The sequence below is a fragment of the Desulfacinum hydrothermale DSM 13146 genome (assembly GCF_900176285.1).
Classification (GTDB): Bacteria; Desulfobacterota; Syntrophobacteria; order Syntrophobacterales; family DSM-9756; genus Desulfacinum; species Desulfacinum hydrothermale.
In genome coordinates this window covers 87238-109987 of sequence record NZ_FWXF01000004.1, presented here as the reverse complement: position 1 = coordinate 109987, position 22750 = coordinate 87238, and the positions used below count along the sequence as shown (strand labels likewise).

Sequence of the window (22750 nt, the reverse complement as noted above, 5' to 3'; positions counted from 1 at the left end):
CCGGTACCATCTTCTCAGCTAATAGTTGTATCGGACCGTCACGTACGCCTGGTCGTTATCGCTGTAGGTCCCAAAAAAGGTATCGGACGGGCCGGCGAAAAGCTTGAGGCCGGTTGTAATGGAAAGGGGGGCGAAACGTCGGACTGTGAGCGAAGGGTTCCAGAAGCTTCCGCCGTCGGTGAGGAGGACCATGGCCCGCAGGCGCGCTTCCAGGTCGCCTCGAAACAGGTCCTTTCGGATTTCCCCGTTCACCGACACATTGTGCCGTTTGAAGTAGAGAACAGACTTACCGTAGTCCAAGAGCACCTGGTGGCCCAGTTGCAGGTTGGCATACCAGTCGTCGGCCCAGGTTCGGTCGATCCCGATGACGGTAAAGAGTACGGGTTGGGTCACGGACGTGAGATCGGAGGTAAGAAAAACCCCATGGGAGGTGAAAGCTGTCTCCCCGCGGAACCCGTAATTTCCCAGCACCGTTTCCCATTCCAGGCCCACCGTGTGGGTCCTGCGATAGCCCACGGCCACATCTTCTGCCGCCCACGTGGCCTGGGAGGCGGCGGTAAGAATCTGCGCCGGATCGAAGGAACCGTCCGTACGGATGCCTTTGACGGGAAAGCTCTTCACGAACGGCATGGGATTCCAGCCGTAGAGGTAGCTTGCGGCCAGATCCCAGCCGCCCACGGTGATCCCGGTGCGAACGCCCCACTGGGTGTTCCGGAAGGTTTTGGGCGGTTCGTCTTCATCCACTCCCACGGAAGCGGCGGCATGTCGAAGGAAAGGCGGAAGCGGCGCTTCTTCCAGGACTTCCCGCGTGTGGCGGAAGATGGCCCAGTCGGTTCCGAAATAGTCCAAATCGGCCGGTTCGAAAAAGGGGATCGCCACCGCTTCCAATGAAAAGGACCGATGGAAGAAGCGAAGGCGAGCCATCCAAGTGGGGATTTTTCGCTCTTCCAGGGTCGGCACCACGAATTGCCTGAGATCCTGGGGATTCAGGTTGTCCACAGGGCTCAGTTGATCCGTCTTGCCCCAACGGACGATCTGCTTTCCCACCCGCACTTCCCAGGGCCCTTCCGCCCAGTGGAGATAGGCTTCGTAAAGATCGACGTCATGGTCGTTCCAGTCCCGGTGAGGCCCAAACCACAGAAGATCCGATTCCGCGGAGACCAGAAAATGGGTTTTTCCGGGGGGGGAGGCCAGAGGCAGCTTGGCTTCCAGCCGGACCCGGTTGCGGAAGGTCCGGGTCTGTTCGAAGCGGTGATCCCGCTTGAGGTCCTGGGCGCCCGTCGCTTCCACAAATCCCCGCAGGCGCACGTTGGAAAGGGGACCCGTTGCCTTCTCGTGATCTGTCGCGTTCCCTGCGGGGGTGCCCAGCGCCGCTCCCATGGGGGCGCCCCCCAGGATCACCCGCCCTTGTTGGGCCGCTTGAGGGGAAGAAGGGGCGTCTTGGCCGCCGTCTTGAGGTCCGGGGTCCAGGAAACGGGAAGGGCCCGACGGGGCCGACGGCCGGGGCCCTGTACTGTGGGACCTGCGGGCGCTTTGTTGGGTGACGATGGCCTGGGAAGGGGCGGACCGAAGCACCAGGGTGACAATCGAAGCGCCCTTTAGCACCCGGTATTGCACCTTGGCTCCCTTTCTCAAAAGAAAGGTGTAGCGCACATGGTCGCCGCCTTGGGATAAGGCAATGGATGCGACCCGGGGATCGGAAGGGACGGGGATGATCCGATCCTGTGCCGGCATCTGGCCGTTGGAAACGGATACTTCCGCCACAAAACGCCGGGGCGAATCCAGAAAGGACGTGCGAACGGCGGGATCGGAAACCGGGGTCTCGATTTGAAGGCGCGTTTCCGTCGCGGAGACGTACAGGGCGTGACGAAGCGTTGAGGTGCCGGCTGCGGGCGCGGCCAGACCGAGAAGGCAGGCAAGGACTCCCGCCAATGCCAGAACGCAGGTGCCAGCGAAGCTCAAGGGCCCAGGTGCCGTCCTTTCCGCCCGCCTTCTTGCCGTTTTGGAACGGTCTGTGGGCCAGGTGACTTGAGGTTCCATCATGGGGTCTTTCCTTGGACCGAAAGCCGGTCGATCCGCACCGCTTGCCCTCCGTAAGCCTCCGAAAGGCGGCCCCAAGCGGCCCGCGGCCGTTTGGGAATAGGTGCCTTTCGCCAACCGCTCGAAATGCTTAAAAAGAAGCCTTTCTACAGTGTGTGGCTAGCAGCTATGATCCGTCCGGTCAAGCACTTTTGGTGATCGGCCGGGGCCCCTCCATCCCGGGGTGGTCATCCCTTTAGGGACCGGCCTTGCATCTGCCCTTTGGATAATAATCCCAATCTTCATTCCACGCCGGGCACCCCTTGGGCCGGGTCCGGTTGGGTCAGTTGGGACAAGGTGGCCTCCGCTTCCAGCCGGTGGGGATTGGGCAGACCTTCCCGAAGGGCTTTTTCCAGATGCCGGCGGGCGGAATCGATATCTCCCATGGCGGCGTGGACCAGGCCCAGATGGTAGAGGATCAGGGGATCCCCGGGGCGCTTTTCCAGCGCTTGGTCCAGCAGCCAGAGGGCCCGGGCATGCAGGGTCTTCTGGTGGTAGGCCCAGGCCAGGGTGTCCATGACCCGGGGATCGTCGGGGAGTCCTTCATAGGCAAGCTGGGCCAGAGCCAGTGCCTTGTCGGTGTTTCCGGCCCGTTCCAGCAGGAGCCAAGCCAGGTTGTTGGCCAGATCGGGCGCCTGAGGATTCCGCTTGATGGCCTTTTCCAGGGCCCGAAGGGCCTCCTCTTCCCGGCCCTCCCGAAGCTCCAGATCCGCCAGGGCCCGGTACAAAAGGGTTTCCTTGGGAAACCATCGGATGCACTGCCGGAGGATCTTCCGCCTTTCGGCCGATGTGCTTTGCGACGATTCCCCTTGCTCCGATACGGCCTCCAGGCAGGCGGAAAAGAGCGGCGGCAGGTTTGCCGAGTCTCCGCCCTGCATGGAATCTCGGACGATATAGGATAGAAACGGATCCTCGGGCCTCGACTTGCGAAGAGGGCTCAACAGCCCCCGAAGTTCCACTCCCCCCGACAAAGGGGAAAGGTCTCGGTAGAGGAGCCACGCGTCCACCTTTTGGGGAAATGCGGTTACCACCTTACGGAGTGTTTCCCGGGCCAGGTCCTTTTTCCCGGCCTTTTGAAGAACCAGCGCCTTCATGAAGAGCGCCGCCGGGTTCCGGGGCGCCAGCAGTTCGGCGATATGAAAGGCTTCCCAGGCCCTCGCCGTGTCCCCTTTGTCCAGGTACACAGCCCCCAGAAGAAGGCGCGTTTGCACGTCTTCCGGCATCCGCTCCACCAGCCGCATCAGATGGGCCTCGGCCTTGTCCAGATCACCCAGACGGTAGTCGACGGCTGCCAGGATCCGCTCCGCATCCACCTGGCGGACGTCCAGGACCAGGGCCTGCATGAGGTGACGAAGGGCCAGGTGGGTGTGGCCGGCCATGAGGTAAGCAAGGCCCAACAGGGTATGGGCCAGAGGCAGATTGGGTTCCCAGTCCACGGCCGTTTGAAAGGACGCCATGGCCGGCGCCGCCTCCCCTTTGAGCAGATGGAGCTTTCCCTTGAGGAGCAGGAACTCCAGGTCATGGTTTCCGCCTTCCTTCAAGGTCTCCAGCTCCAGGGACGCCTCTTCCAACCGCCCCCGGGCCATGAGCACCTCCGCCAGCATCTTGCGAGCGTTCCGATCGGAGGGGGTGGCATCCAGGATCCGGCGAAGCATCCTTTCGGCCCGATCCCATCGCCCCAGGGAATGAAAGAACTCGGCATAGGCCCTCTGATACGACGGCTGATCGGGAAATCGGGCCACCAAGGCCTCCATGACCGCGGCCCCCCTTTCGGGAATCCCCCGGACCCGCCAGTAGTCCGCCAGGAGAAGGTGGGGTTCCGGGCGCTTGGAAAGCACGCCTTGGAAACGCTCCACCAAGCGGTCGCCATCGTCCGCCCGGCCCAGCGTGGCGTAACAGCCGGCCAGTTTCAACGCCGTCTCCACATCGCCCGGTTCCGCCTCCAGGGCCGCTTCATAAGCTTTCATCGCCTCCAGAACCCGGCCCGAAGCCAGCCAGTAATCGCCGTAGAGGTCTTGAATCTCCGCATCCCTTCCCATCCGGGCGAGCGTCTCCAAAGCCTTCCAAGCCGCCGACAGGTCCCCCCGGGTGATGTCCAGGCGGCACAGAAGACGCCAGGGCTCCAGGGCCTTGGGGTCCAGCTCCACGGCCCGCCGCAAGGCATCATGGGCCGGCTGCGTCCTCCCCAAGACCAGATCCACCTTGGCCATGCGAAGGTATCCGTCGGTGTCCTCCTGAACGGCCACGGCCTTTTCCCACAGGCGCAATGCGGCTTCGTATTCCCCCTGCGCCTCCAGGAGATCGGCCTTCTGAGCCAGGCGCCTGTAACGGGCGGAGGCATCCCACGTGCACCCGGCCGGCACGGCCAGAACCAGCAGCAAAGACAGCATCCGGATCGTTCTGCGCTGCATCACCTTGTCCTCTTCTCTTCACTTGCCGGGTCGATTTCCAATTTTCAGCGGAAGCCTGCCCCACCATGGCTTTTCGGCTCAAGATGCCGCCAAATTTCCATTCCCTTCACATCCAGGGGGCTTCACCCCGGTAAAAGGAGACCTTCCGCCCCTGTGAACTGACTGGGCAATCCAAGCGATCTGGCCGCAACACGAAATGCTTTTGTCGCCGGTCTGAAGGGGTACGCTCCGCACGTCCAGGTCAGCGGGGGCGGAAAAAGGCCGCCAGCACCCCCAGGGCCAGAGTCCCGATCAACCCCAGGGCGATTTCGAACCTGTAGGAGATGGCAAATCGCAGGGCCCGGAACGCCCAGCGAAAGACCCAAGGCAACTGCTCCATCCTGGAACGGGTGAGCGGCCCGGTGGAAAGGCGGGCCCGATCCGCCTTCAGACGCTCCATTTCCTGATCCGAAAGGATTGGGGCGTCCAGCGCCGCCAGGGCCTCTCGATCCGCGGCCAGGGAATCCCCCCGTTTCTTCTCTTCTTCCGCCAGGGCCAGGAGCGGGCGGGCGATCCGAGCCAAGCCGTTCGCTTCCCCGGATCGAGCCGTTCCGCCTCCCACGGCCGCCGCCACCGCATGGCGCTTCCTTCTTTCCAATTCTTCCAGGTCCGGGGTGGGGGAGCCCGCCATCTCCTTTTCGGTCGATGCCTTCCGGGCCTTCCCGGCTTCCTTCGCAAGCTCCCCGTAAAGATCGGTTTGAGCCAGTTCGCTGCGGGCCAAAGCCTCCAGCTCCCGGGCCTTGGCCTGAATCCTCCCATAGTCGAGCAGGATTTTTTTGAGTTCCAGGTTGGCGTAAAGGAGGTTGGCCAGCCGAGTCTCCAGGGAGCTTTCCCGGACGATCACCACCTTGAGCGGCCTGGCTAAAGGGATACGCACCAGGGGAATAAATCGAGGACTTCCCGGGCAGATGAGAGGGCGGCCTTGGTCGGCCTTCCGGGGCTGGTTCACCACGTCGTAGAAAACCCATTCGCCTGCGGTTTCCGAAAGGGGCACGTAGTGTCGGTCCACCGGAAAGGTGCCCGGCATGTGAAGATCCGCCTCAATGTAGGAGGAAAGCGCGGGCCGGGCCGCTATTAGTCCGCCCAGCACCCCGGCCACGAACAAGAAAAGGAGACCCCGCCCCTTGCCATGGAGGAACGGTGCGAGGCCGGGGATGGATCGGGCGTGCCTCTGCATGGACCCGCGCTCTCCCCCTTTGGGTTTCCCGGAAGATCTCATAAAGTGCTCCCGTTACGAGCTTCGGAGGCTCCGCGCGCTCTTGAAGAGGGCATGACGTGCCAGAAGAAGGGGGGGCATGCGAAGCCAGTGGGACCGGAGATACAAGAACCACTGGGACAGGGCCGCCAGCGGCCCCATCCCGCACAGGTCCCCGGCAGTCAAAGCCCTTTCCATGGCCCCCACCATGATCCTTCGGATCACCTGCCACCTTATCGCCTTCCGTTCCAGCTCCTCCACCACCCCACCGGGTACCGGAGTTCCCATGATGCGTGGGGCCACCCAAAGGGCGTAGGCCAAGGGACGCTCCACCCCCAACTGGCTCGCCCGAGCCAAAAGATCATCCCAGAAGGATGCCCGACGGCCCCAGTGGGCGATCAAGGCGTCCAGGTCCACCACGTCGCGCAATGATCCGGTCACCACCCCGTCCTGGAAGAGATGCACCACGTTGTGGAGCACCATGTCCTCCCCTCCCAGCACCAGGTAGCCGTCCAGCCTGGATTTTCGAGCCGCTTGAAAGAAGAGCCGGCTGTCGATTCGAATCCGTCCCGTCAGGGGAAGGATGTTGTGGTGCACATCCACCACGCTTCCCCGGTCCTTGTGTCGGAGCGGGGGAAGTTCGTGCATCCATTTGCGGTAGTAAGCCTGATCGTAATCGGATTCCTTGACCGGTTCCCAGCCCTTATCCAATAGGGCCCGCTCCACGGCGGGCAAATCCCGGCGCCGGACCAGGATGTCCACATCCGCGGAAAGGCGGCCCCGGGCCACCTCCAATCCTTCCGCCGCGTAGGCGGCGCCCTTGAGCAAGACAACGGGCCCGTCCATATCCCGGAGGGCCCATCGGATGCGATCCAGTTCCCAGAGGAGGGCTCGACGATGGGCGTCTGCCAGGCGCGCGGCCGCTTCCAGGTGACGGCGGATCCGAACCGGCAGGCGGTCCGTGATTCCCGCGTCTTGCGCCACGCAGGCCACGCGGCCCAAAAGATTGTTACGCCGGGCCACGCGCACCAGCCGGTCCCAGTCTTCTTCTTCCAGGGAACGGAACACCGCGGGCGAGGCCAAGCCCGCCAGCAGGGTCTCCACCGCCATGAGCAGTGAATCACCGTGGCAATCCATACCGACACTCCCGATGAGATGGCTTTTTAGGGAAGCGCTTCGAACCAGTCGAGTACGTCGGATCCTTCTCCGTAGGATAGTTCGTAGGCGGGGCACTTTTCCACCAGAAAGGCCAAAAGACGGAACCCTTCGAGGCCCAATATGCTGTAATTAAAAGCATTTTCCGCCAAGGCATAGGCGGTTCGACTGGGAGGCATGGAGTGCACCGTAAGATTCTTTCCCGACTGGAAACGGGGAAAGACGAGCACAGACGGCTCGGCGGGTTCGTGCATGCGCCGTACCGCATCCGGAGGCGGAACCACGTAGGCCATCTCTTCATTTGGGCCCTCATTGAAGCAAAAGCCTCCCACCGTCAGACCGGGGGCCTGCGCCTGCACCACCTGGATGGACGACCCTTTCAGAGAGACCGGCCTGGGAAGGGGAAGCAGGTGTCCCGAGCTCGGATCCAAGAGGGCGAATTCGTCGGAAAGAAGGCGCCAGCCGCGGTGGATCAAGAGCGCACAGAGGGTGCTTTTGCCCGATTCCGGCTTTCCGATGAGCAGGCAGGCCCTGCCGTTCCTTTCCACCACGGCGGAGTGGATTAAGAGCGCCCAGTGGGCGTGGCCGGCAATGCACCAGTTGAGACCCCATTCCAAAAGGGGAACGGCCATGGAATGGGGATAGGGGTGGAAGGGACGGTGATCGTCCAGGAAAAAGAGGAGCTGCTGGCGGATCCAGCGGCGAAGGCTGCGGGGCCTTTCGATCCGGATGTGGAAGTCGGCGAAACCGCCGCTGTCATACTGGGGAAAGGCCGCATAGTGGGAATGGAAAAATCGGGCAAGAGCCGGGGCAGAGCTCTTCAGCCGGACCCGGAAGGGCCCCACCTCATAAAAAAACCTTCCCCTTGCCATGAGGAAGGTCAAACGCTCCAATGAAGGATCACCCACGGTCACGGAAACGTTCGCTCGATCAGTCCGGATGCGTCCATCTCCTGAAACAGGGCCACGACCTGTTCTTCCAGATCCGCCGTCCACTGCAAATCCAGCTCTCCGCGTACCCTGTTCACGAGCTCCGCCGTTGCGGCCGGCCCCTCTTCCAGACGTCTCCACACCGCTTCGGCGATGGGGCTCAAGATGTGAAGATCTCCCGAGAGTTCGTGATACAAGACCGTCTGGTCCCACTCGTATGGATGGACCCAGGATTTATTGGCACGCCAGCGCCCGTCTTCTCTTTTCATGGGAGACTATTGGCACCATTTCGGAATGAACCAGCACAAGAAAGGTTTCTTACTGGAAGTGGTGGTGGTCGTACCCCCTCCCGAAGCGCCGGAAAGGTTCCCGGAGGCGTCGTTTCCGCATCCCAGTACGGTCCGGCTCTTGAAAGTGAGGATCAAGGGAACACCCACCAGGATGGACCCTTGGATCAGGGTGCGCCGACTCTCGTCGCAAGACCCCGCCGATTGTGCGGGATCCACCCTCTTTGCCTCCATCTTTTCCATCCGGGGGATCCCTTCGCACCGCTCTCGCCGTTCGGGCATTCGCCGCCTCCACTGCCTGCCAACCCCACACGCCACCACTCACACGTCCACATGTCCCAGTACTTTTAAGCAAAAGCCATACCAAAGAAACGGAGAACCCCCAGGGCCCCCTCAATCCCTTGATTCCACTTGCTTTGTCTTTCCAGGAGCTGTGAAGGCATCTGGAGGATATGCAAAGGTCTTCCTTCCAGGTGCAGGGCGATTGCACAGGTAGATGAAAATCCTTGCACACAACGCGGATTCACCCACAATCCCCATGGCGGCCTCACGGTGCGACCTTTTTGTGGCCCTGAAGGGCTGGACCATGAAAAGATGGATCCGGCCATTTGGGACCGGCCTCCAGGGACCCGGTCTCAAGGTTTCACCATCCGCCCCCCTCGCACGCGGGAGGTTCCAACCTTCAGGAAAGATCGCGTCTGGATCGTCCGTACCGCCTGTCCTCTGGGTGGACACGGACCGGCGGCATCCGGCTGAAGGTGGGCCCCCATGGCCGTGATAGGGCCAAGGGATCGATACGATCCGCCGGCGGAAAGATTTTACGCACCTTTTGGTGCCTCTGCGTCGGGTGCGGCTCTCAGGCACACCCCGCAGCGGGTGCACCGGGACGCGGTGTCGCACGCTTGGGTGGGGGTGCCTTCCCGGGCCTTTTCGTATTCGGCCCACAGGTAGCTTCGTTTGATTCCGTGGTCCAGGATCTCCCAGGGAAAGACTTCATGGGGGTCGCGTTCCCTGAGGACCCAGAAGTCGGGGTTGTGCGGGGATTTCTTGAAGGCCTGGGTCCAGCTCAGGCCCTCCCCGGCCACCTTTTCCAGCAGCCAGGCCACGCGCCGATCCCCCCGGGCCAGCAGCGCCTGCACGTAGGCCCACTTGGCAAGATCGAAGTGAACCCGAACGTTGGCCACCTTGCCGAGCGCCCGTCGGATCCACTTGGCCTTTTCCTTGAGCGGGCCCACACCGGCAAAGGGCGCCCACTGGAAGGGCGTGAAGGGCTTGGGCACAAAGGAATGGATACTCACGGTGATCGTCCCGATGCGCTTTCGGCCCCGGCTCTTTTCCAGCACGTGGTGTTTGATCTTTTTGACCAAGGCCGCGATGGCTTCCAGGTCTTCCAGGGTTTCGGTGGGCAATCCGATCATGAAGTAGAGCTTCAGATGGAGGATGCCGCATTGGGTGAGCCGCTCGGCCGCTTCCAGGATCTGGGCCTCCTCCAGGTCCTTGTTGATCACGCGCCGGAGCCTTTCCGAGCCGGCTTCCGGGGCGATGGCCACCGATTTGAGCGCGCTTTTACCGACGCTTTGCAAGATCTCCGGAGAGAGCCGATCGGCGCGCAGGGACGAAAAGGTGAGCTGGAACCCCTGGGCCAGCAGTTCTCGGCAGAGGCGGTCCACCTGGGGATGATCGGCCACGGCGGCACTCACGAGCCCCACCCGCTTGGCGGCGCCCTCCCACCGGGAGGCGGCCTGGACCACGGTCTCCGCCGAGCGAAACCGCGGCGGGCGGTAGATGAAGCCCGCCGCGCAGAAGCGACACCCCCGGCCGCAGCCGCGGCCGATCTCGATCAGGGCCGTTTCGGAAAATTCCGTTTCGGAGCAGACGAAAGCCGACTGGGCGGGCCAATCGTTCAAGTCCGGAGCTCGAGCCGCCCGGATCCTTTTGGGTAAGGATCTTTTCCGCCGAAAGCCCTGGAGCAGGCCGTCGGGGGCAAACCGGGGTTCGTAGAAGCGGGGTACGTAGATGCCGGGGGCGTCGGCGGCCAGGCCCTCCAGGAATTCCCGGCGCGAGATGGCCGATGAGCGCAACCCGTCCTGGAACTTTTCCACGAAGGCCGAAAGCAGCCCTTCGGCCTCGCCCACAAAGACCAGGTCCACGAAGGGAGCCAAGGGCTCCGGGTTGAGAAAGGCGGCCACTCCGCCCACGGCCACCAGGGGGTGTTCTTCCCGGCGGTCCTGGGCCTTGAGGGGAAGACCGCTGAAGCGGATCATCTCCAGGAGGTTCGCGTAGTCGTTTTCGAAGGGAACGGAAAAGGCGAGCAGGTGAAAGTCGCTCACGGGCCGCCCCGATTCCAGGGACTGGAGCCGTTCCCGGCCGGAGCGAAAATCGGCCAAGAGATCCGCATCCGGGTAGAAGACCCGTTCGCAGGAGACATGGGGCAGGCGGTTGAGCAGTTGATAGACCACCTGGAAGCCCAGGTTGGACATTCCCAGCCGGTAGGTATTGGCAAAGGCCAGCGCGATCCGGATCCTTCCGCCGGGTCGGACCGGAACCCGGTTCTTTTCTTGGGCCAGTCGCGACTGGTTTCGGCTTGTCTGCTTCCAGCTCATGCGGCTTTCCTGGGACGGACCCGGGCCGAAGGACCCCCGCCCTCTTCCGAACCGCCTCCGAAAGAGACAGACCGCCGCCCTCGCCTCGCCGCCCGGGGAGCGGGGCCGGCAGCCGGCCGGAGACCCTTGGAAAAGACGCTGAAGACGGGACGGCGGCCCTTGCGGATCACCGCCAGGTCGGCGAAAAGTACGCGCCGCCTGCCCTCTTCAACGCCCACCCGATCTCCCGCCGGCTGGGGCCCTCCCGTTGGGCACGCAGGGGTGATGCATTCCAGGGCGTCGCACCGGCCGCTTTCAGTCGGCCTGGCGCCGGATGAAGGTGGGGATGTTCCAGTCTTCCTCGTCCGTCGTTCCTCCCGTGAGTCGGCGGAAGAAACTGCGCCTCCGGGGCGGCTCTTCCGTCAGGTGATCGTCCCGAACCGTCGCCGCCTGGGGCAGCACGGTGGTCTCCGGAACGCCCGGGATGATCGGTTCCGGCTGCATCGGCTGCACCGGCTGCATGGTGCGCCGGCGCGCGGTCCGCGGCGCGGTTCGCTGGCCCTGCTGTTTGGGCTGGCCGATGCCGGTGGCGATGACCGTCACGCGCAGCTCTTCGCCCATCTCCGGGTCGATGGTGGTTCCCAGGATGATCTGGGCCTCGCTGTCCACTTCGTTATAGATGATCGTGGAGGCTTCTTCAAATTCATACATGCCCAGATCCGGTCCGGCACAGATGTTGATCAGGGCCGCTCGGGCGCCGTGGATGGAGATGTCTTCCAGCAGCGGGCTGGAAATGGCCTGCTGAGCCGCTTCCGCGGCCCGGTTTTCGCCCTTGCCCACGCCGGTTCCCATCATGGCCAGGCCCATTTCGCTCATGACCGTCTTCACGTCGGCGAAGTCCACGTTGATGAGGCCCGGATTCATGATGAGATCGGAGATGCCCTTGACGGCGTGGAGCAGCACGTTGTCGGCCGTCTGGAACATCTCCAGAAGGGTGGCCCGCTTGGCCGCCAGGCTCGTGAGGCGGTCGTTGGGGATGGAGATGAGCGTGTCCACCACTTCGCTGAGAGCCTTCAGGCCCTGGTCCGCGTTGCGATGGCGCACGCGGCCTTCGAAGGTGAAGGGCTTGGTCACCACCGCCACCGTGAGGGCCCCCACTTCCTTACAGACCCTGGCCACGATGGGGGCGCCGCCGGTGCCCGTTCCGCCGCCCAGGCCCGCCGTCACGAACACCATGTCCGCGTCCTGGACCGCTTCACGGATCTTTTCCATGTCCTCTTCGGTGGCCTTGGCGCCCATTTCCGGATCGCCGCCGGCTCCCAGCCCCTTGGTGAGGTTGACCCCCAGGGGAATCTTCACAGCCGCCCGGTTCTCTTCCAGAACCTGAAAGTCCGTGTTGGCGGCGATGAATTCCACTCCTTCCATGCCGGCGTCGATCATGTTGTTGATGGCGTTACCGCCCCCGCCGCCGATGCCCAGAACCTTGATCCGTGCCCCGTTCCTTCGGATGTCTTCCATGCGATTCTCCCCCTTTCTCGTGCCTTGCTCATGCCCCTTGCGGCCCGCTTCGAAAGCGGGTCCGGAATGCCTGTCAATCCGTCTTGCCTACTGAGAGATGGGTTGGATTAGAACTCCCTCAAAATCCTTTTCACCTGGTGCCAGAAGCGGCCCAGAAAGCCGCCTTGCCGGCTTCTGCCGCCGCCGAACCGGGGTCCGTGCTTTTGGCCGTAGAGAAGCAGGCCGGTGGCGGTGGAATAGACCGGGTTTTTCACCACGTCCCCGAGCCCGCCGAACCGATAGGGAACGCCCACCCGCACGGGCAGGTCGAAGACGCGTTCGGCCAAGTCCCGGATTCCGGGAAGGAGCGACACACCGCCGGTGAGGACCACTCCGGCGTGCAGGTTTTCCAGGTATCCGGAACGGATGAGTTCCAGTTCCACCACCTTGAGCATCTCCTCCACCCGCGCTTCGATGATTTCGGCCAGGATGGACCGGGCCAGTTCCCGAGGCTTTTGTCCGCCCACGGACCCCACCTGGATCATCTCCTGGGGATCCACCCGGTCGGTGAGCGCGCAGCCGTATTGCTTCTTGATCTTTTCCGCCTCCTCGATGGCGGTGCGCAGCCCCACCGAGATGTCGGAGGTCACGTGGTTGCCTCCGAGCCCGATGACCGACGAGTAGCGAAGGGCCTGATCACGAAAGACCACCAGATCCATGGTGCCTCCGCCCAGGTCGATCATGGCCACGCCCAGCTGGCGTTCGTCGGGATCCAGGACCGACTCGCTGGAGGCCAAGGATTCCAACACCACGTCCAAGACATCCAGGCCCGCCTTTTCACAGCACTTCACGATGTTTTGCAGGGCGCTCACGGCGCTGGTCACGATGTGCACCTTGGCTTCCAGCCGCACCCCGGACATGCCCAGCGGATCCAGGATCCCCTCCTGGTCGTCCACAATGAACTGCTGGGGCAGCACGTGGAGCACCTTCCGGTCGAAGGGCATGGCGATGGCCTTGGCCGCCTCCAACACCCGGTCCACGTCCATGGAGGTCACCTCGCGGCTCTTGACGGCGATCACTCCGTGGCTGTTCAGGCTGGCGATGTGTGTGCCGCCCACCCCCACGTACACCGCCGAGATCTCGCAGCCGGCCATGCGCTCCGCTTCCTCGATGGCCTTCCGAATGGCATGGACCGTCTGGTCGATATTGACCACCACCCCACCGCGCATGCCCATGGAAGGAGTGGTGCCCACACCCACGATGTCGATCCCCTCGGTGGTCACCTCCCCCACCACCGCACACACCTTGGTGGTCCCCAAGTCCAATCCCACGATCAGGTCATCTTTTCGTGCCATACCGGTCCTCTCAGCCTTGTGTGATGGGACGCACCCTCACGCCATCGAAGAAGTTCAGATGCCCCGGGTCCCGCTCAGCCGGGCCCGGACAATGGCCTTGTTTTCAAAGTCCAAGTCCACCTCCCGAAGCTCGGAAACCGAAGGATCCTGAGCCGCCAGGTCCAGCAGCTTTTCGAGCCGCTTCCATTTCCTGCCATACTGCCCCCGGCCCAAGTGGACGGTGAGGCCCTTGGGATTGAGGATCAAGGTCAGCCCGTCCGCCGGATCCCATCGAACTTCGGAGACGGCGGAGCGCATGGTCCCCAGCCGCGCATGTCCCTGCCCGACCAGGGCGTCCAAGGCCTTGGTGAGGCCCATAAAGTCTTCCAGGAAGGGGTCGGGAACCCGCGAACCCACTTTGGGCGTGGCGTCCCCCATGCGCGTGACGAACGGAAGGTCCAGGTGGTCCTGGGGCCTGGCCTGGGCGAAGAGCGTTCCGTCCGCATCCAGAAGCAAGGGAGTTCCCACCATGACCAGCGCCACCGGCCGGCGTTCCTCCACCGTCACCACCAACCTTCCCTGAGGTTCCAGCCGGATCCGGGCCGTCCGGATCCAGGCCAGGGATTCCAGCCGTCGTTGCATTGCGTCCAGATGCAGCTGCAACAGGTTGGTGTTTCGGGGAACCCCCAGGGTATTCAAAACCGTTCTTCGATCCAGCCGGGCCAGGCCCTTCACGTCCACGGCTTGGAGCGCCGGAAAGGGGGCATTCAACACGGCCCAGTAGGCGCGGGAGAAGGCCACGCCGGCGGCCAGAACCATCGCCGTCACCCCCGCCAACAGCACACACAGGCGCAACCAGTGGCGGAGCCCCCCCACACGGTTCGGGTCCTGCCGGTATCGATTGGCCTTTCTTTTCATGGCTCCAGCACCCGGACCTCTTCTTCCAGGTCCACCCCGAAACGTTGACGCACCGTTGCCTTCACGTGACCGATCAAGGCCTTCACATCCTCCGGGGTGGCGCCTCCACAATTGACGATCCAGTTGGCGTGCACCGGGGAAACCTGCGCCCCGCCGATTCGATATCCCTTCAGGCCCGCCCGATCGATCAAGGCCCCTGCCGGCGCATCCGGCGGATTTTTGAAGATGCACCCGGCGGAAGGAAGATCCAAGGGCTGGGCCGCCCGACGCCGTTTCATGGTCCGGCGCATCCGTTGCTGCACGCAGGAAGGATCGTCTTTTTTAAGTGTCAGCACCGCCTCCAGCACCACGCACCGCTCAGGAAGTCCCATGTCCCGATAGCTTGCCTTCAGATCTTCCCGGCGCCTCCGGTGGCGTTTTCCTTGGACGTCCAGGTACCGCACCTCTTCCAAGACGTCGGCCAAAGCCCCCTGCGGGGTCCCGGCATTCATGACCACCGCGCCGCCCACGGTCGCTGGGATGCCCACCAGCCCCTCCAGGCCCGACCAGCCGTGACGCGCGCAGACGCCCAGAAGGCGCGACAGGCGAAGGCCCGCTCCCGCCCCCACGCGGATCCGGTCCCTGTCTGCCCTTTCCCACCAAAGGCTTCCGGCACAGCGATCCAGCACGATGAGCACCCGCTCCCACGTTCCGGAAGGAATCACCACATTGCTTCCCCGGCCCAGCACCACCCACGGCACGGCGCGCCGGTGGAGACGGTCCAGGAGCCGCTCGAGCGCCTCCACCGTTTCCGGCACGGCCAGGCATCGCACCTTTCCCTTCAGCCGGAACGTGTTGAACCGTTCCAGGGGGACGTCCCAGGAAAGGGCGATGTCCTTTAGATCCTCCAACATGTGGCGCCAATCGCTCATGCCGTCGCCCACCATCCTTGATGCGCCGTCCGGGACCCGTCCCGGGTGGTGGATGGAGCCCTTCGCCTCGCCATCACCCGGCCCCTTTTCGCCCCGGATTCCGTGGTCTCTGCTTCCAGAGGCGGCCCCCAACGGGATTCCAAAGATGAGACCCCGCTCCGCCGGGTGGAATCACGTTCCAACCCACACATCCCTCCCCCTTGATGGGGAGCTTAGGAGGGGGTGAGCCCATCAGCTCATCTCCATACCCCTGATCCACAAGGGAAAAAGAAGGACCCTTCCTAACATCCGATCCCCTCCCCCAGCTCCTCCCACCAGGAAGGAATTTTTAGGCACTCATCATGGCCCTAGTTGTCCTTTTCCGCGGCGGCCAGTCGCTCCAGGAGCCCCTCGCCCACCTGCCAGATGTTTCCAGCGCCCAAGGTGACCACCACGTCGCCGGCCTGCACCCGTTGATGGAGGGCCTCGGTCATCTCGTCCAGCGTCTGGCAATAGGTGATGTCGTGGTGGCCGAATCGGGCCACTTCATCGGCCAACCGCCGCCCGGACACCCCTTCGATGGGGGGTTCGCTGGCCGCGTAGACCTCGGTGATGAACAGCACGTCCGACTGGTAGAAACACTTGGCGAACTGATCCATCAGCCCCTGGGTGCGGCTGTACCGGTGGGGCTGGAAGGCCACCACCTTGCGCCGGTCGGGATAACTTTCCGCAAGGGCCGCCAGGACGGCCCGGATTTCCGTGGGGTGATGCCCGTAGTCGTCCAGAACGAGCACGCCCTGGGCTTCTCCCTTCACATGGAAGCGGCGCTGCACGCCCGTCATGTCTTCCAGACCGCGCTGGATGTCCGGCCACTCCAGGTCCAGTTCCAGGCCCGCGGCCACGGCGGCCAGAGAATTGAGCACGTTGTGGCGGCCCGGAATGGGAAGGAGCACCTGGCCCAGCTCCCGGTCCCGGTGAAAGGCCCGGTAGCGAATCTTGGTGCCGTCCACCCGGACATCCCTGGCTTGAAAATCCGCCTGGGAAGAAAATCCGTAGGTGACGAACCGCTTTTCCACCCGGGGAAGCAGGTGCTGGATGTTTTCGTCTTCCAGGCACAGGATGGCCTGGCCGTAAAAGGGTACCTTGTTCACGAATTCCAGGAAGGTCTCCCGGATGTGGTCCAGGTCCCGGTAGAAGTCCACGTGTTCCAGATCGATGTTGGTCACCACCGCGATGGTGGGAGACAGGAGCAGGAAGGTGCCGTCGCTTTCGTCCGCTTCGGCCACCACGAAGTCGCCGCTTCCCAGTTTGGCGTTGGTTCCCCAGGCATTGAGCTTTCCGCCGATGATGACCGTGGGGTCCAGACCGCCCCGCGCCAGGACGGTGGCCACCATGGATGTGGTGGTGGTCTTGCCGTGGGCCCCCGCCACCAGCACGGAGTACTTGAGCCTCATGAGCTCGGCCAGCATCTCCGCCCGCCGGATGATGGGCACGTTGCCCCGCTTTCGGGCCGCCTGCACCTCCGGGTTGTCGTCCCGGATGGCCGAAGACAGGACCACCACATCCGCCCCTTCCACATGGGCCGGGTCATGGCCAATGAAGATCCGCGCCCCCAGGCCTTCCAGGCGGCGGGTGATGTCGCTTGCCCGAACGTCCGATCCGCTGATGCGATAGCCCAGGTTGAGCAGCAGTTCGGCGATGCCGCTCATGCCGATCCCGCCGATGCCCACAAAGTGAATATGTTGATAACGTTTGTACACCTACACTCCTTTGGCAGAGACCCCGGCGGATCCCTGGGACCGCCGCGCCACGCTGAGAATCATGCCCACCGCCATGCAATTGGCCGTGAGGGAACTGCCTCCGTAGGACAGGAAAGGAAACGCCAGGCCCTTGGTGGGAAGAAGCCCCAGGACTACGCCCATGTTGATCCAGGCCTGAAACGCCACCAGGCAAGTGAGACCTGCGGCCAGGACCGCCCCGAAGGGATCCCGAGCGCGCCGGGCCACCTGCAGCCCCTTCCAGAAAAGGGCCAGTACGGCCAGGGTTAGCCCAGTCAAGCCCACCAGGCCCAATTCCTCCCCCACCACGGCCACGATAAAGTCCGTGAACGGCTCCGGCAGATAAGCCAACTTCTGCCGGCCGGCACCCAGTCCCACACCCCACACGCCGCCCGATCCCACGGCCACCAGGGACTGGATCAGGTGGTAGCCGCTGGCCAGCGGATCCGTCCAGGGATCCAGGAAGGCCAGAAGGCGCTTCAACCGATACGGGCTGGTGACGGCCAGAGCGCCCAGGCCCGAAAGCCCCACGGGCACCAGCAGGAGCAGATGATGCCAGGGAACGCCGCCCAGCGCCCAGATGACAAAACTCATGCCCGCCAAGATGACGCATGAGCCGAAGTCCGGCTCCAGCAACAAGAGAGCGGAAAGGAGACCCAGCAGCAGGCACGTGGGCAGAATCCCCGTGCGGAACCGGCCCAGTACCTCCCGCTTCCTGCACACATAGGCACTGAGATAGACCACCCAGGTCACCTTGGCCAATTCGGACGGCTGTGCGGTGAAGCTGCCGATTCGAAACCACCGCTGCGCGCTGTTGATCTCCACCCCCACGCCCGGGATCCAGACCAGGGCCAAGGCGGCCAGGACGAGCAGGAGCGCGGGGCGGGCCGCCTTGCCGTACCAACGGTAGGGAATGCGCTCCATGACCGCCGCCAGGGCGATGCCAAGCAGGGCAAAGCACAGCTGACGGTTGGCGTAGGGCCCCAGACCGCTCCAGGACTCGGGACCGCGCAGCAGGCGCGGCGCACTGGCGCTGTAGACCATGAGCACGCCGAAGGCCAGAAGGGCCAACAGGATCACCCAGATCTGCTCCCTGAGACCGAGCGAAAAAGGTGCCTTCTCTTCGCCGTCGGCCACGGACGGGCGCCCTGGGTAGTTGGCTGATTTCATGGAGATGGTCTCGGCTCTCATTTTTCCTCAGTCGTCAGCCGTGGTTTGCTCCGATCCCTTCATGCCCCCCTTGCGAACCAGGGCGCGAGGGTCCACCGTGGGAGCCTTTAGCCTTTCTCTTTCCATGCACGCACCAGGCGCCGGAAATGCTCGCCCCGCTCCGCGTAGTTGGCGTACTGGTCGAAGGAGGCGCAGCCGGGAGACAGGAGAACCGTATCGCCCGGCCGGGCCCGCTCTAACGCCATCTGAAACGCTTGGTCCAGGTTTGCCGCCATCGTTGTGTCCACAAAGGGCGACAGATCCTCCGCCACCGCGGGACCCGCCTCCCCGAAAGCCACCAGGCATCGCACCTTCTCCCGGCACAGGGGGCCCAGGGATCGGAAATCGGTTCCCTTGGCGCGCCCTCCCATGAGGAGCACCACGGGCGTGTCACAGCTTTCCAGGGCCTTGGACACCGCTCCCACGTTGGTTCCCTTGGAATCGTTGATAAAATGGACCCCTTCCACCGTGGCGATCCATTCCATGCGGTGGGCGGACGGTCGGAAGGAATCGATGGTGCGCTGCATGGCCTCGGGTGCCACACCGCACAGGGCGGCCACCAGGGAAGCGGCCATCAGGTTTTCCAGATTGTGAACCCCCTTGAGCGCCCATCGGTCCAGATCGAAGGATCGTTCCAGCCCGTTGGGAAGCCGCAGGTGCAAGCGCCGCTCGATCACCCTGGCCGCGGCCTCTTGCAGGGAGCTGGAAAAGAAGAGCACCTGGGCATCCAGCTTTTCCGCCCACTTTCGACATACGGGATCGTCCCCGTTGAGAACGGCCGTTTGCCGCTCGCCGGACCCTTTTCGAAACATGGAAAACTTGCTGGCGGTGTAGGCGTCCAGGTCCGGGTAGCGATCCAGGTGATCCGGGGTGACGTTGAGCACTGCTCCGATCCGGGGTGCAAAGGTGGGCGCCGCGTCCAGCTGAAAGCTGCTCACTTCCAGAACACACCAGTCCAGGGCCGTTTGCGAGGAGGAACCCTCGGTTTCCGCCAGCCAGTCGCACAGGGGGGTTCCCAGGTTGCCGCCCACGAACGCCCTCTTTCCTCCTTCCTTCAAAAAGGCCCCGATGAGTTCCGTGGTGGTGGTCTTGCCGTTGGTGCCGGTCACGGCCACCGTGGGAACCCGGCAGAAACGCCAGGCCCATTCCAGTTCCCCGATGATTTCCGCGCCTTTTGTCCGTGCGGCTTCCAGGGCGGGAAGGCTCAGGGGAACGCCGGGACTCACCACGATGAGATCCGCATTCAGGAAGGCTTCCGGCCCATGCCCGCCCAGGGAGAAGGTGGCTCCCTGTCTTTCCAGCGGCGCCAGGGCGGTGCGAAGGGCCGGGTCCGCCGACGCATCGGTTCCGTGGACCCGAAAGCCTTGCCGAAGTCCCCAGCGGCAGGCCGCCCGTCCCGAAACTCCCAGGCCCACCACCAGAAGGTTCCGGCGTTCTTCCCCCACCCCCGCGGCGATTGCGTTCATGAAGCCCTCACCTTCTTTTGCGCCACCAGAGCCTCCGTCACCCTTTCCATGGTCATGCCCCGGGAGCCCTTGACCAGGATCCATTGCCCCGGCTCCCACCGGTCCAAGACCGCCCGAGCGGCTTCCCGGTGATCGGCCGCATGCCGGGTACACGCTTCGGGCAAGCCCGCCTCCAGAGCTCCCCAACGGATCTCCTTTCCGTGTTCGCCCATGGTGATCAGAAAAGCCGGGGCCACGGCGGCCACCCGTTTTCCCACGCTGCGGTGGAGTTCGGCGGATCGGGGCCCCAGTTCCCGCATCTCCCCCAGCACGATCACCCGCCGGGCGTCGGGGGCAACGCGTTCCAGGGTTTCCAAAGCCGCTTCCATCGACCGGGGATTGGCGTTGTAGCAGTCGTTGATGAGCACACTTCCGTCCGAAAATTCCAGCGTTTCCATGCGTTGCGGCACCGGCCGGTGAGATGCCAACCCCGTTGGGATGTCTTCCGTGGAAACCCCCACGGCCAGGGCCGCCGCGGCCGCCGCCACGGCGTTTTGGACCTGGTGGTGTCCGAGCACCGGCAGTCGAACGGGAAGCGAGCGGCCTTGGGCCACCAGCGTGAACCGGGTTCCGGAGCGGTCCATGCAGGGTTCCGACGCCAAGTGCACGTCCGCGTCCCGACGCCGTATGGAGAAGGTGACCTTGCGGCAGGAAAGCCTTTCTGAGCGCGCCTCCAGCCTGGGGTCGTCCAGGTTCACCACGGCGATGCCTTCGGGACCGAGCACGTCCCAGAGCCTTGCCTTTTCTTCCAACACCCGATCCACTGATCCCAGGCCTTCCAGGTGCGCCGGATGAACGTTGGTGATGAGCCCCACGGTGGGTCGAACCGCGGCCGCCAGCCGCTCCATCTCCCCGGGCACATTGATCCCCATCTCCACCACCGCCGCCTCATGCCGGTCGGAAAGGCCCAGCAGGGTGAGGGGCACACCGATGAGGTTGTTGAAGTTGCCGGGGTTTTTGAGAACCGAAAGGCGGACAGCCAAAATGGATGCCACCATCTCCTTGGTGCTCGTCTTGCCGTTGCTCCCCGTGATCCCCACCACCGGCAGCCGGTGCCGGGACCGCACGTAAGCAGACAGATCCCCCAGAGCCTTCAGGGTGTCGGCCACTGCCACCACGGTCGCCGTTGCGGGAAGATCTGAAGCGGCGTCCCGGCGGTGGACCAGCACGCAGGCCGCTCCCCGCTCCACCGCCTGCGACACAAAGCGATGGCCGTCGAAACGCTCCCCTTCCAGGGCCACGAAGATCTCACCGGGTTGCAGGGTCCGGGTGTCCGTGGAAACCCCCGAAAAGGACGGGACCTGTTCCGTGGCGCCTTCGCCGGCCCGGATCACATGGCCTCCCGTGGCCTCCAGGACCTGTGGCAGCGTCCATTTCATGAGCGACCCTCCGCCTGTGCACCCGATGCCAGGCCCACGCGCATCTCAAGCCCCTCCCGGACCACCTCCCGATCGTCGAAGGCAATCACCTCCGTACCCAGGATCTGGTAGGTTTCGTGGCCCTTTCCCCCCACAAAGACCACATCTTCCGGTTCCGCCGCCAGCACGGCGGCCGTGATGGCGCGACGCCGGTCCACCTCCACGGCGTATCCGGCCGGTGGGACCGGCCCCCTGTCCAGCGAAAAGGCGTTTTTTCCGGTGCGTTCCACGCCGGGAATGATTTGGCGCACGATGGCCTCCGGGGATTCCGTCCGGGGATTGTCGCTCGTGACCACCACCAGATCCCCCAGACGACCGGCCACCTCCCCCATGAGGGGGCGCTTGGTCCGGTCCCGATCCCCGCCGCAGCCGAAGACCACCCACAGGCGCCCGCGGGTGAGTTCCCGCACGCATGCCAAGGCCTTTTCCATGGCGTCGGGGGTGTGGGCATAGTCCACCACCACGTGGAAACCGAACGGCGTGGTGATCCTTTGCAAACGACCGTCCACGCCCGAAACGGACCCAATCCCGCGCCGTACGGCTTCCAGCGGGATGTTCAGCGCACAGGCGGCCCCCACGGCGGCCAGGATGTTGTAGAGGTTCAGACGGCCGATCAGGGGAGAGCGGATGGAAAGTTCGCCGCGGGGCGTGGCCAGGTCCGCCTGGATACCATCCGGGCCCAGATGGAGGTCTCGGGGACGGACGGCCGCCTTGGAACTGTCGCATCCATAGACGGTGCAAGGGGCCAGTTCGCCCTGCAGCCGTTGGCCGTAAGGATCGTCTCCGTTGACCACGGCGTCCCCCGGCCCATGGGAATCCTTCAGGTGATGCGCGAAGAGCCGCCGCTTGGCCTGGAAGTACTCTTCCAGGGTCCCGTGAAAATCCAAGTGATCCTGGGAAAGGTTGGTGAAAACGGCCGCATCGAAGGCCAATCCGTCCACGCGATGCAAGGCCAACGCATGGGAAGAGACCTCCATGACCACGTGCGTGATCCCATCCCGGTGCATGGCATGAAGGATCCGCTGAAGATCCGCCGACTCGGGGGTGGTCATGGGCGACGGCTCGCTCCGGCCGGCCCAGCGAATTCCCAGGGTTCCGATCACTCCCACGCGGTATCCCGCCGCCTCCAAAACGCTTTCCAGCAGGCCGGCCGTGGTGGTCTTTCCATTGGTGCCCGTGATCCCCACAAGGCAAAGTTTGGAGGCCGGATGATCGTACAAGGCGGCCGCCACGGCGGCCATGGCCCGGCGCGTATCGTCCACCACCACCACGGGAACCCCCGGTTCCTTTTCGGGAGCGCGCTCCACCAGGACGGCGGCGGCTCCCGCGGAAACGGCCGCGTCCACAAAAGAGTGCCCGTCGTATCGGCCGCCCGGAAGCGCCACAAACAGGTCCCCCGGCCGCACCCGTCGGCTGTCATAGCTGAGGCCCGAAAGGACCACGTGGGCATCGCCCGCCACCTGCCGGGGGGAGATGCTTGCAATCACCTGGGAAAGTTTCTTGTTCAAAGATCCTTCTTTCATG

The 22750-nt window shown here is 64.0% G+C and carries 17 protein-coding genes; all 17 read right to left on the bottom strand.

What is annotated here, in order from left to right; all coding sequences use genetic code 11:
• Positions 1-18: 18 nt before the first annotated feature.
• Complete coding sequence (locus B9A12_RS05355) at positions 19-2043, bottom strand: DUF1302 family protein (protein ID WP_084056849.1); 2025 nt, start codon at positions 2041-2043, stop codon at positions 19-21.
• Positions 2044-2321: 278 nt separating this feature from the next.
• A complete protein-coding gene (locus tag B9A12_RS05350) occupies positions 2322-4490 on the bottom strand; it encodes a tetratricopeptide repeat protein (RefSeq protein WP_084056848.1) in 2169 nt (722 codons plus the stop codon).
• Between the two features lie 241 nt (positions 4491-4731).
• Positions 4732-5706: a hypothetical protein gene (locus B9A12_RS05345; RefSeq protein WP_084056847.1), complete on the bottom strand. Its 975-nt coding sequence runs from the start codon at positions 5704-5706 to the stop codon at positions 4732-4734.
• Between the two features lie 54 nt (positions 5707-5760).
• Positions 5761-6861: a nucleotidyltransferase domain-containing protein gene (locus tag B9A12_RS05340; protein WP_084056846.1), complete on the bottom strand. Its 1101-nt coding sequence runs from the start codon at positions 6859-6861 to the stop codon at positions 5761-5763.
• 26 nt (positions 6862-6887) lie between these two features.
• Positions 6888-7751, bottom strand: coding sequence for an HprK-related kinase A (locus tag B9A12_RS05335; protein WP_170920365.1), 864 nt, complete (start codon positions 7749-7751; stop codon positions 6888-6890).
• A gap of 38 nt (positions 7752-7789) precedes the next feature.
• Positions 7790-8077 carry an HPr-rel-A system PqqD family peptide chaperone gene (locus B9A12_RS05330; RefSeq protein WP_084056844.1) on the bottom strand — a complete coding sequence of 96 codons (288 nt, stop codon included), beginning with the start codon at positions 8075-8077 and terminating at the stop codon, positions 7790-7792.
• A 6-nt stretch (positions 8078-8083) separates the two neighbouring features.
• Entirely contained in the window at positions 8084-8377 is a 294-nt protein-coding gene (locus tag B9A12_RS05325; RefSeq protein ID WP_084056843.1) for a hypothetical protein, read from the bottom strand.
• Positions 8378-8913: 536 nt separating this feature from the next.
• Positions 8914-10698 (bottom strand): radical SAM protein, encoded by a 1785-nt coding sequence (locus B9A12_RS05320; RefSeq protein WP_084056842.1) that lies wholly within the window; start codon positions 10696-10698, stop codon positions 8914-8916.
• Between the two features lie 294 nt (positions 10699-10992).
• A complete protein-coding gene (gene ftsZ / locus B9A12_RS05315) occupies positions 10993-12195 on the bottom strand; it encodes a cell division protein FtsZ (RefSeq protein WP_084056841.1) in 1203 nt (400 codons plus the stop codon).
• Between the two features lie 107 nt (positions 12196-12302).
• Positions 12303-13529, bottom strand: coding sequence for a cell division protein FtsA (gene ftsA / locus B9A12_RS05310; protein WP_084056840.1), 1227 nt, complete (start codon positions 13527-13529; stop codon positions 12303-12305).
• Between the two features lie 54 nt (positions 13530-13583).
• Positions 13584-14426: a cell division protein FtsQ/DivIB gene (locus tag B9A12_RS05305; RefSeq protein ID WP_084056839.1), complete on the bottom strand. Its 843-nt coding sequence runs from the start codon at positions 14424-14426 to the stop codon at positions 13584-13586.
• Positions 14423-15337 (bottom strand): UDP-N-acetylmuramate dehydrogenase, encoded by a 915-nt coding sequence (murB, locus tag B9A12_RS05300; RefSeq protein ID WP_170920364.1) that lies wholly within the window; start codon positions 15335-15337, stop codon positions 14423-14425. Before murB ends, B9A12_RS05305 begins: the two co-directional genes overlap by 4 nt.
• A 347-nt stretch (positions 15338-15684) precedes the next feature.
• Entirely contained in the window at positions 15685-17076 is a 1392-nt protein-coding gene (gene murC / locus B9A12_RS05295; RefSeq protein ID WP_084056837.1) for a UDP-N-acetylmuramate--L-alanine ligase, read from the bottom strand.
• Positions 17077-18264, bottom strand: a complete 1188-nt coding sequence (gene ftsW, locus B9A12_RS05290; RefSeq protein ID WP_170920363.1) for a putative lipid II flippase FtsW — start codon at positions 18262-18264, stop codon at positions 17077-17079.
• 107 nt (positions 18265-18371) lie between these two features.
• Complete coding sequence (murD, locus tag B9A12_RS05285) at positions 18372-19769, bottom strand: UDP-N-acetylmuramoyl-L-alanine--D-glutamate ligase (RefSeq protein ID WP_170920362.1); 1398 nt, start codon at positions 19767-19769, stop codon at positions 18372-18374.
• A complete protein-coding gene (locus B9A12_RS05280) occupies positions 19766-21187 on the bottom strand; it encodes a UDP-N-acetylmuramoyl-tripeptide--D-alanyl-D-alanine ligase (protein WP_084056834.1) in 1422 nt (473 codons plus the stop codon). Before B9A12_RS05280 ends, murD begins: the two co-directional genes overlap by 4 nt.
• Positions 21184-22749, bottom strand: a complete 1566-nt coding sequence (locus B9A12_RS05275; protein ID WP_084056833.1) for a UDP-N-acetylmuramoyl-L-alanyl-D-glutamate--2,6-diaminopimelate ligase — start codon at positions 22747-22749, stop codon at positions 21184-21186. The genes B9A12_RS05280 and B9A12_RS05275 overlap by 4 nt, the downstream gene beginning before the upstream one ends.
• Position 22750: the final 1 nt, after the last annotated feature.

Bases quoted from the DNA above. Each gene is read 5' to 3' on its own strand.
- B9A12_RS05320 (WP_084056842.1), bottom strand. From the start codon at position 10,698: ATGAGCTGGAAGCAGACAAGCCGAAACCAGTCGCGACTGGCCCAAGAA.
- B9A12_RS05340 (WP_084056846.1), bottom strand. From the start codon at position 6,861: ATGGATTGCCACGGTGATTCACTGCTCATGGCGGTGGAGACCCTGCTG.
- B9A12_RS05345 (WP_084056847.1), bottom strand. From the start codon at position 5,706: ATGCAGAGGCACGCCCGATCCATCCCCGGCCTCGCACCGTTCCTCCAT.
- B9A12_RS05350 (WP_084056848.1), bottom strand. From the start codon at position 4,490: ATGCAGCGCAGAACGATCCGGATGCTGTCTTTGCTGCTGGTTCTGGCC.
- murD (WP_170920362.1), bottom strand. From the start codon at position 19,769: ATGAACGCAATCGCCGCGGGGGTGGGGGAAGAACGCCGGAACCTTCTG.
- B9A12_RS05305 (WP_084056839.1), bottom strand. From the start codon at position 14,426: ATGAAAAGAAAGGCCAATCGATACCGGCAGGACCCGAACCGTGTGGGG.
- B9A12_RS05330 (WP_084056844.1), bottom strand. From the start codon at position 8,077: ATGAAAAGAGAAGACGGGCGCTGGCGTGCCAATAAATCCTGGGTCCAT.
- B9A12_RS05335 (WP_170920365.1), bottom strand. From the start codon at position 7,751: ATGGCAAGGGGAAGGTTTTTTTATGAGGTGGGGCCCTTCCGGGTCCGG.
- ftsW (WP_170920363.1), bottom strand. From the start codon at position 18,264: ATGAAATCAGCCAACTACCCAGGGCGCCCGTCCGTGGCCGACGGCGAA.
- B9A12_RS05280 (WP_084056834.1), bottom strand. From the start codon at position 21,187: ATGAAATGGACGCTGCCACAGGTCCTGGAGGCCACGGGAGGCCATGTG.
- ftsZ (WP_084056841.1), bottom strand. From the start codon at position 12,195: ATGGAAGACATCCGAAGGAACGGGGCACGGATCAAGGTTCTGGGCATC.
- B9A12_RS05275 (WP_084056833.1), bottom strand. From the start codon at position 22,749: ATGAAAGAAGGATCTTTGAACAAGAAACTTTCCCAGGTGATTGCAAGC.
- B9A12_RS05355 (WP_084056849.1), bottom strand. From the start codon at position 2,043: ATGATGGAACCTCAAGTCACCTGGCCCACAGACCGTTCCAAAACGGCA.
- ftsA (WP_084056840.1), bottom strand. From the start codon at position 13,529: ATGGCACGAAAAGATGACCTGATCGTGGGATTGGACTTGGGGACCACC.
- B9A12_RS05325 (WP_084056843.1), bottom strand. From the start codon at position 8,377: ATGCCCGAACGGCGAGAGCGGTGCGAAGGGATCCCCCGGATGGAAAAG.
- murB (WP_170920364.1), bottom strand. From the start codon at position 15,337: ATGAGCGATTGGCGCCACATGTTGGAGGATCTAAAGGACATCGCCCTT.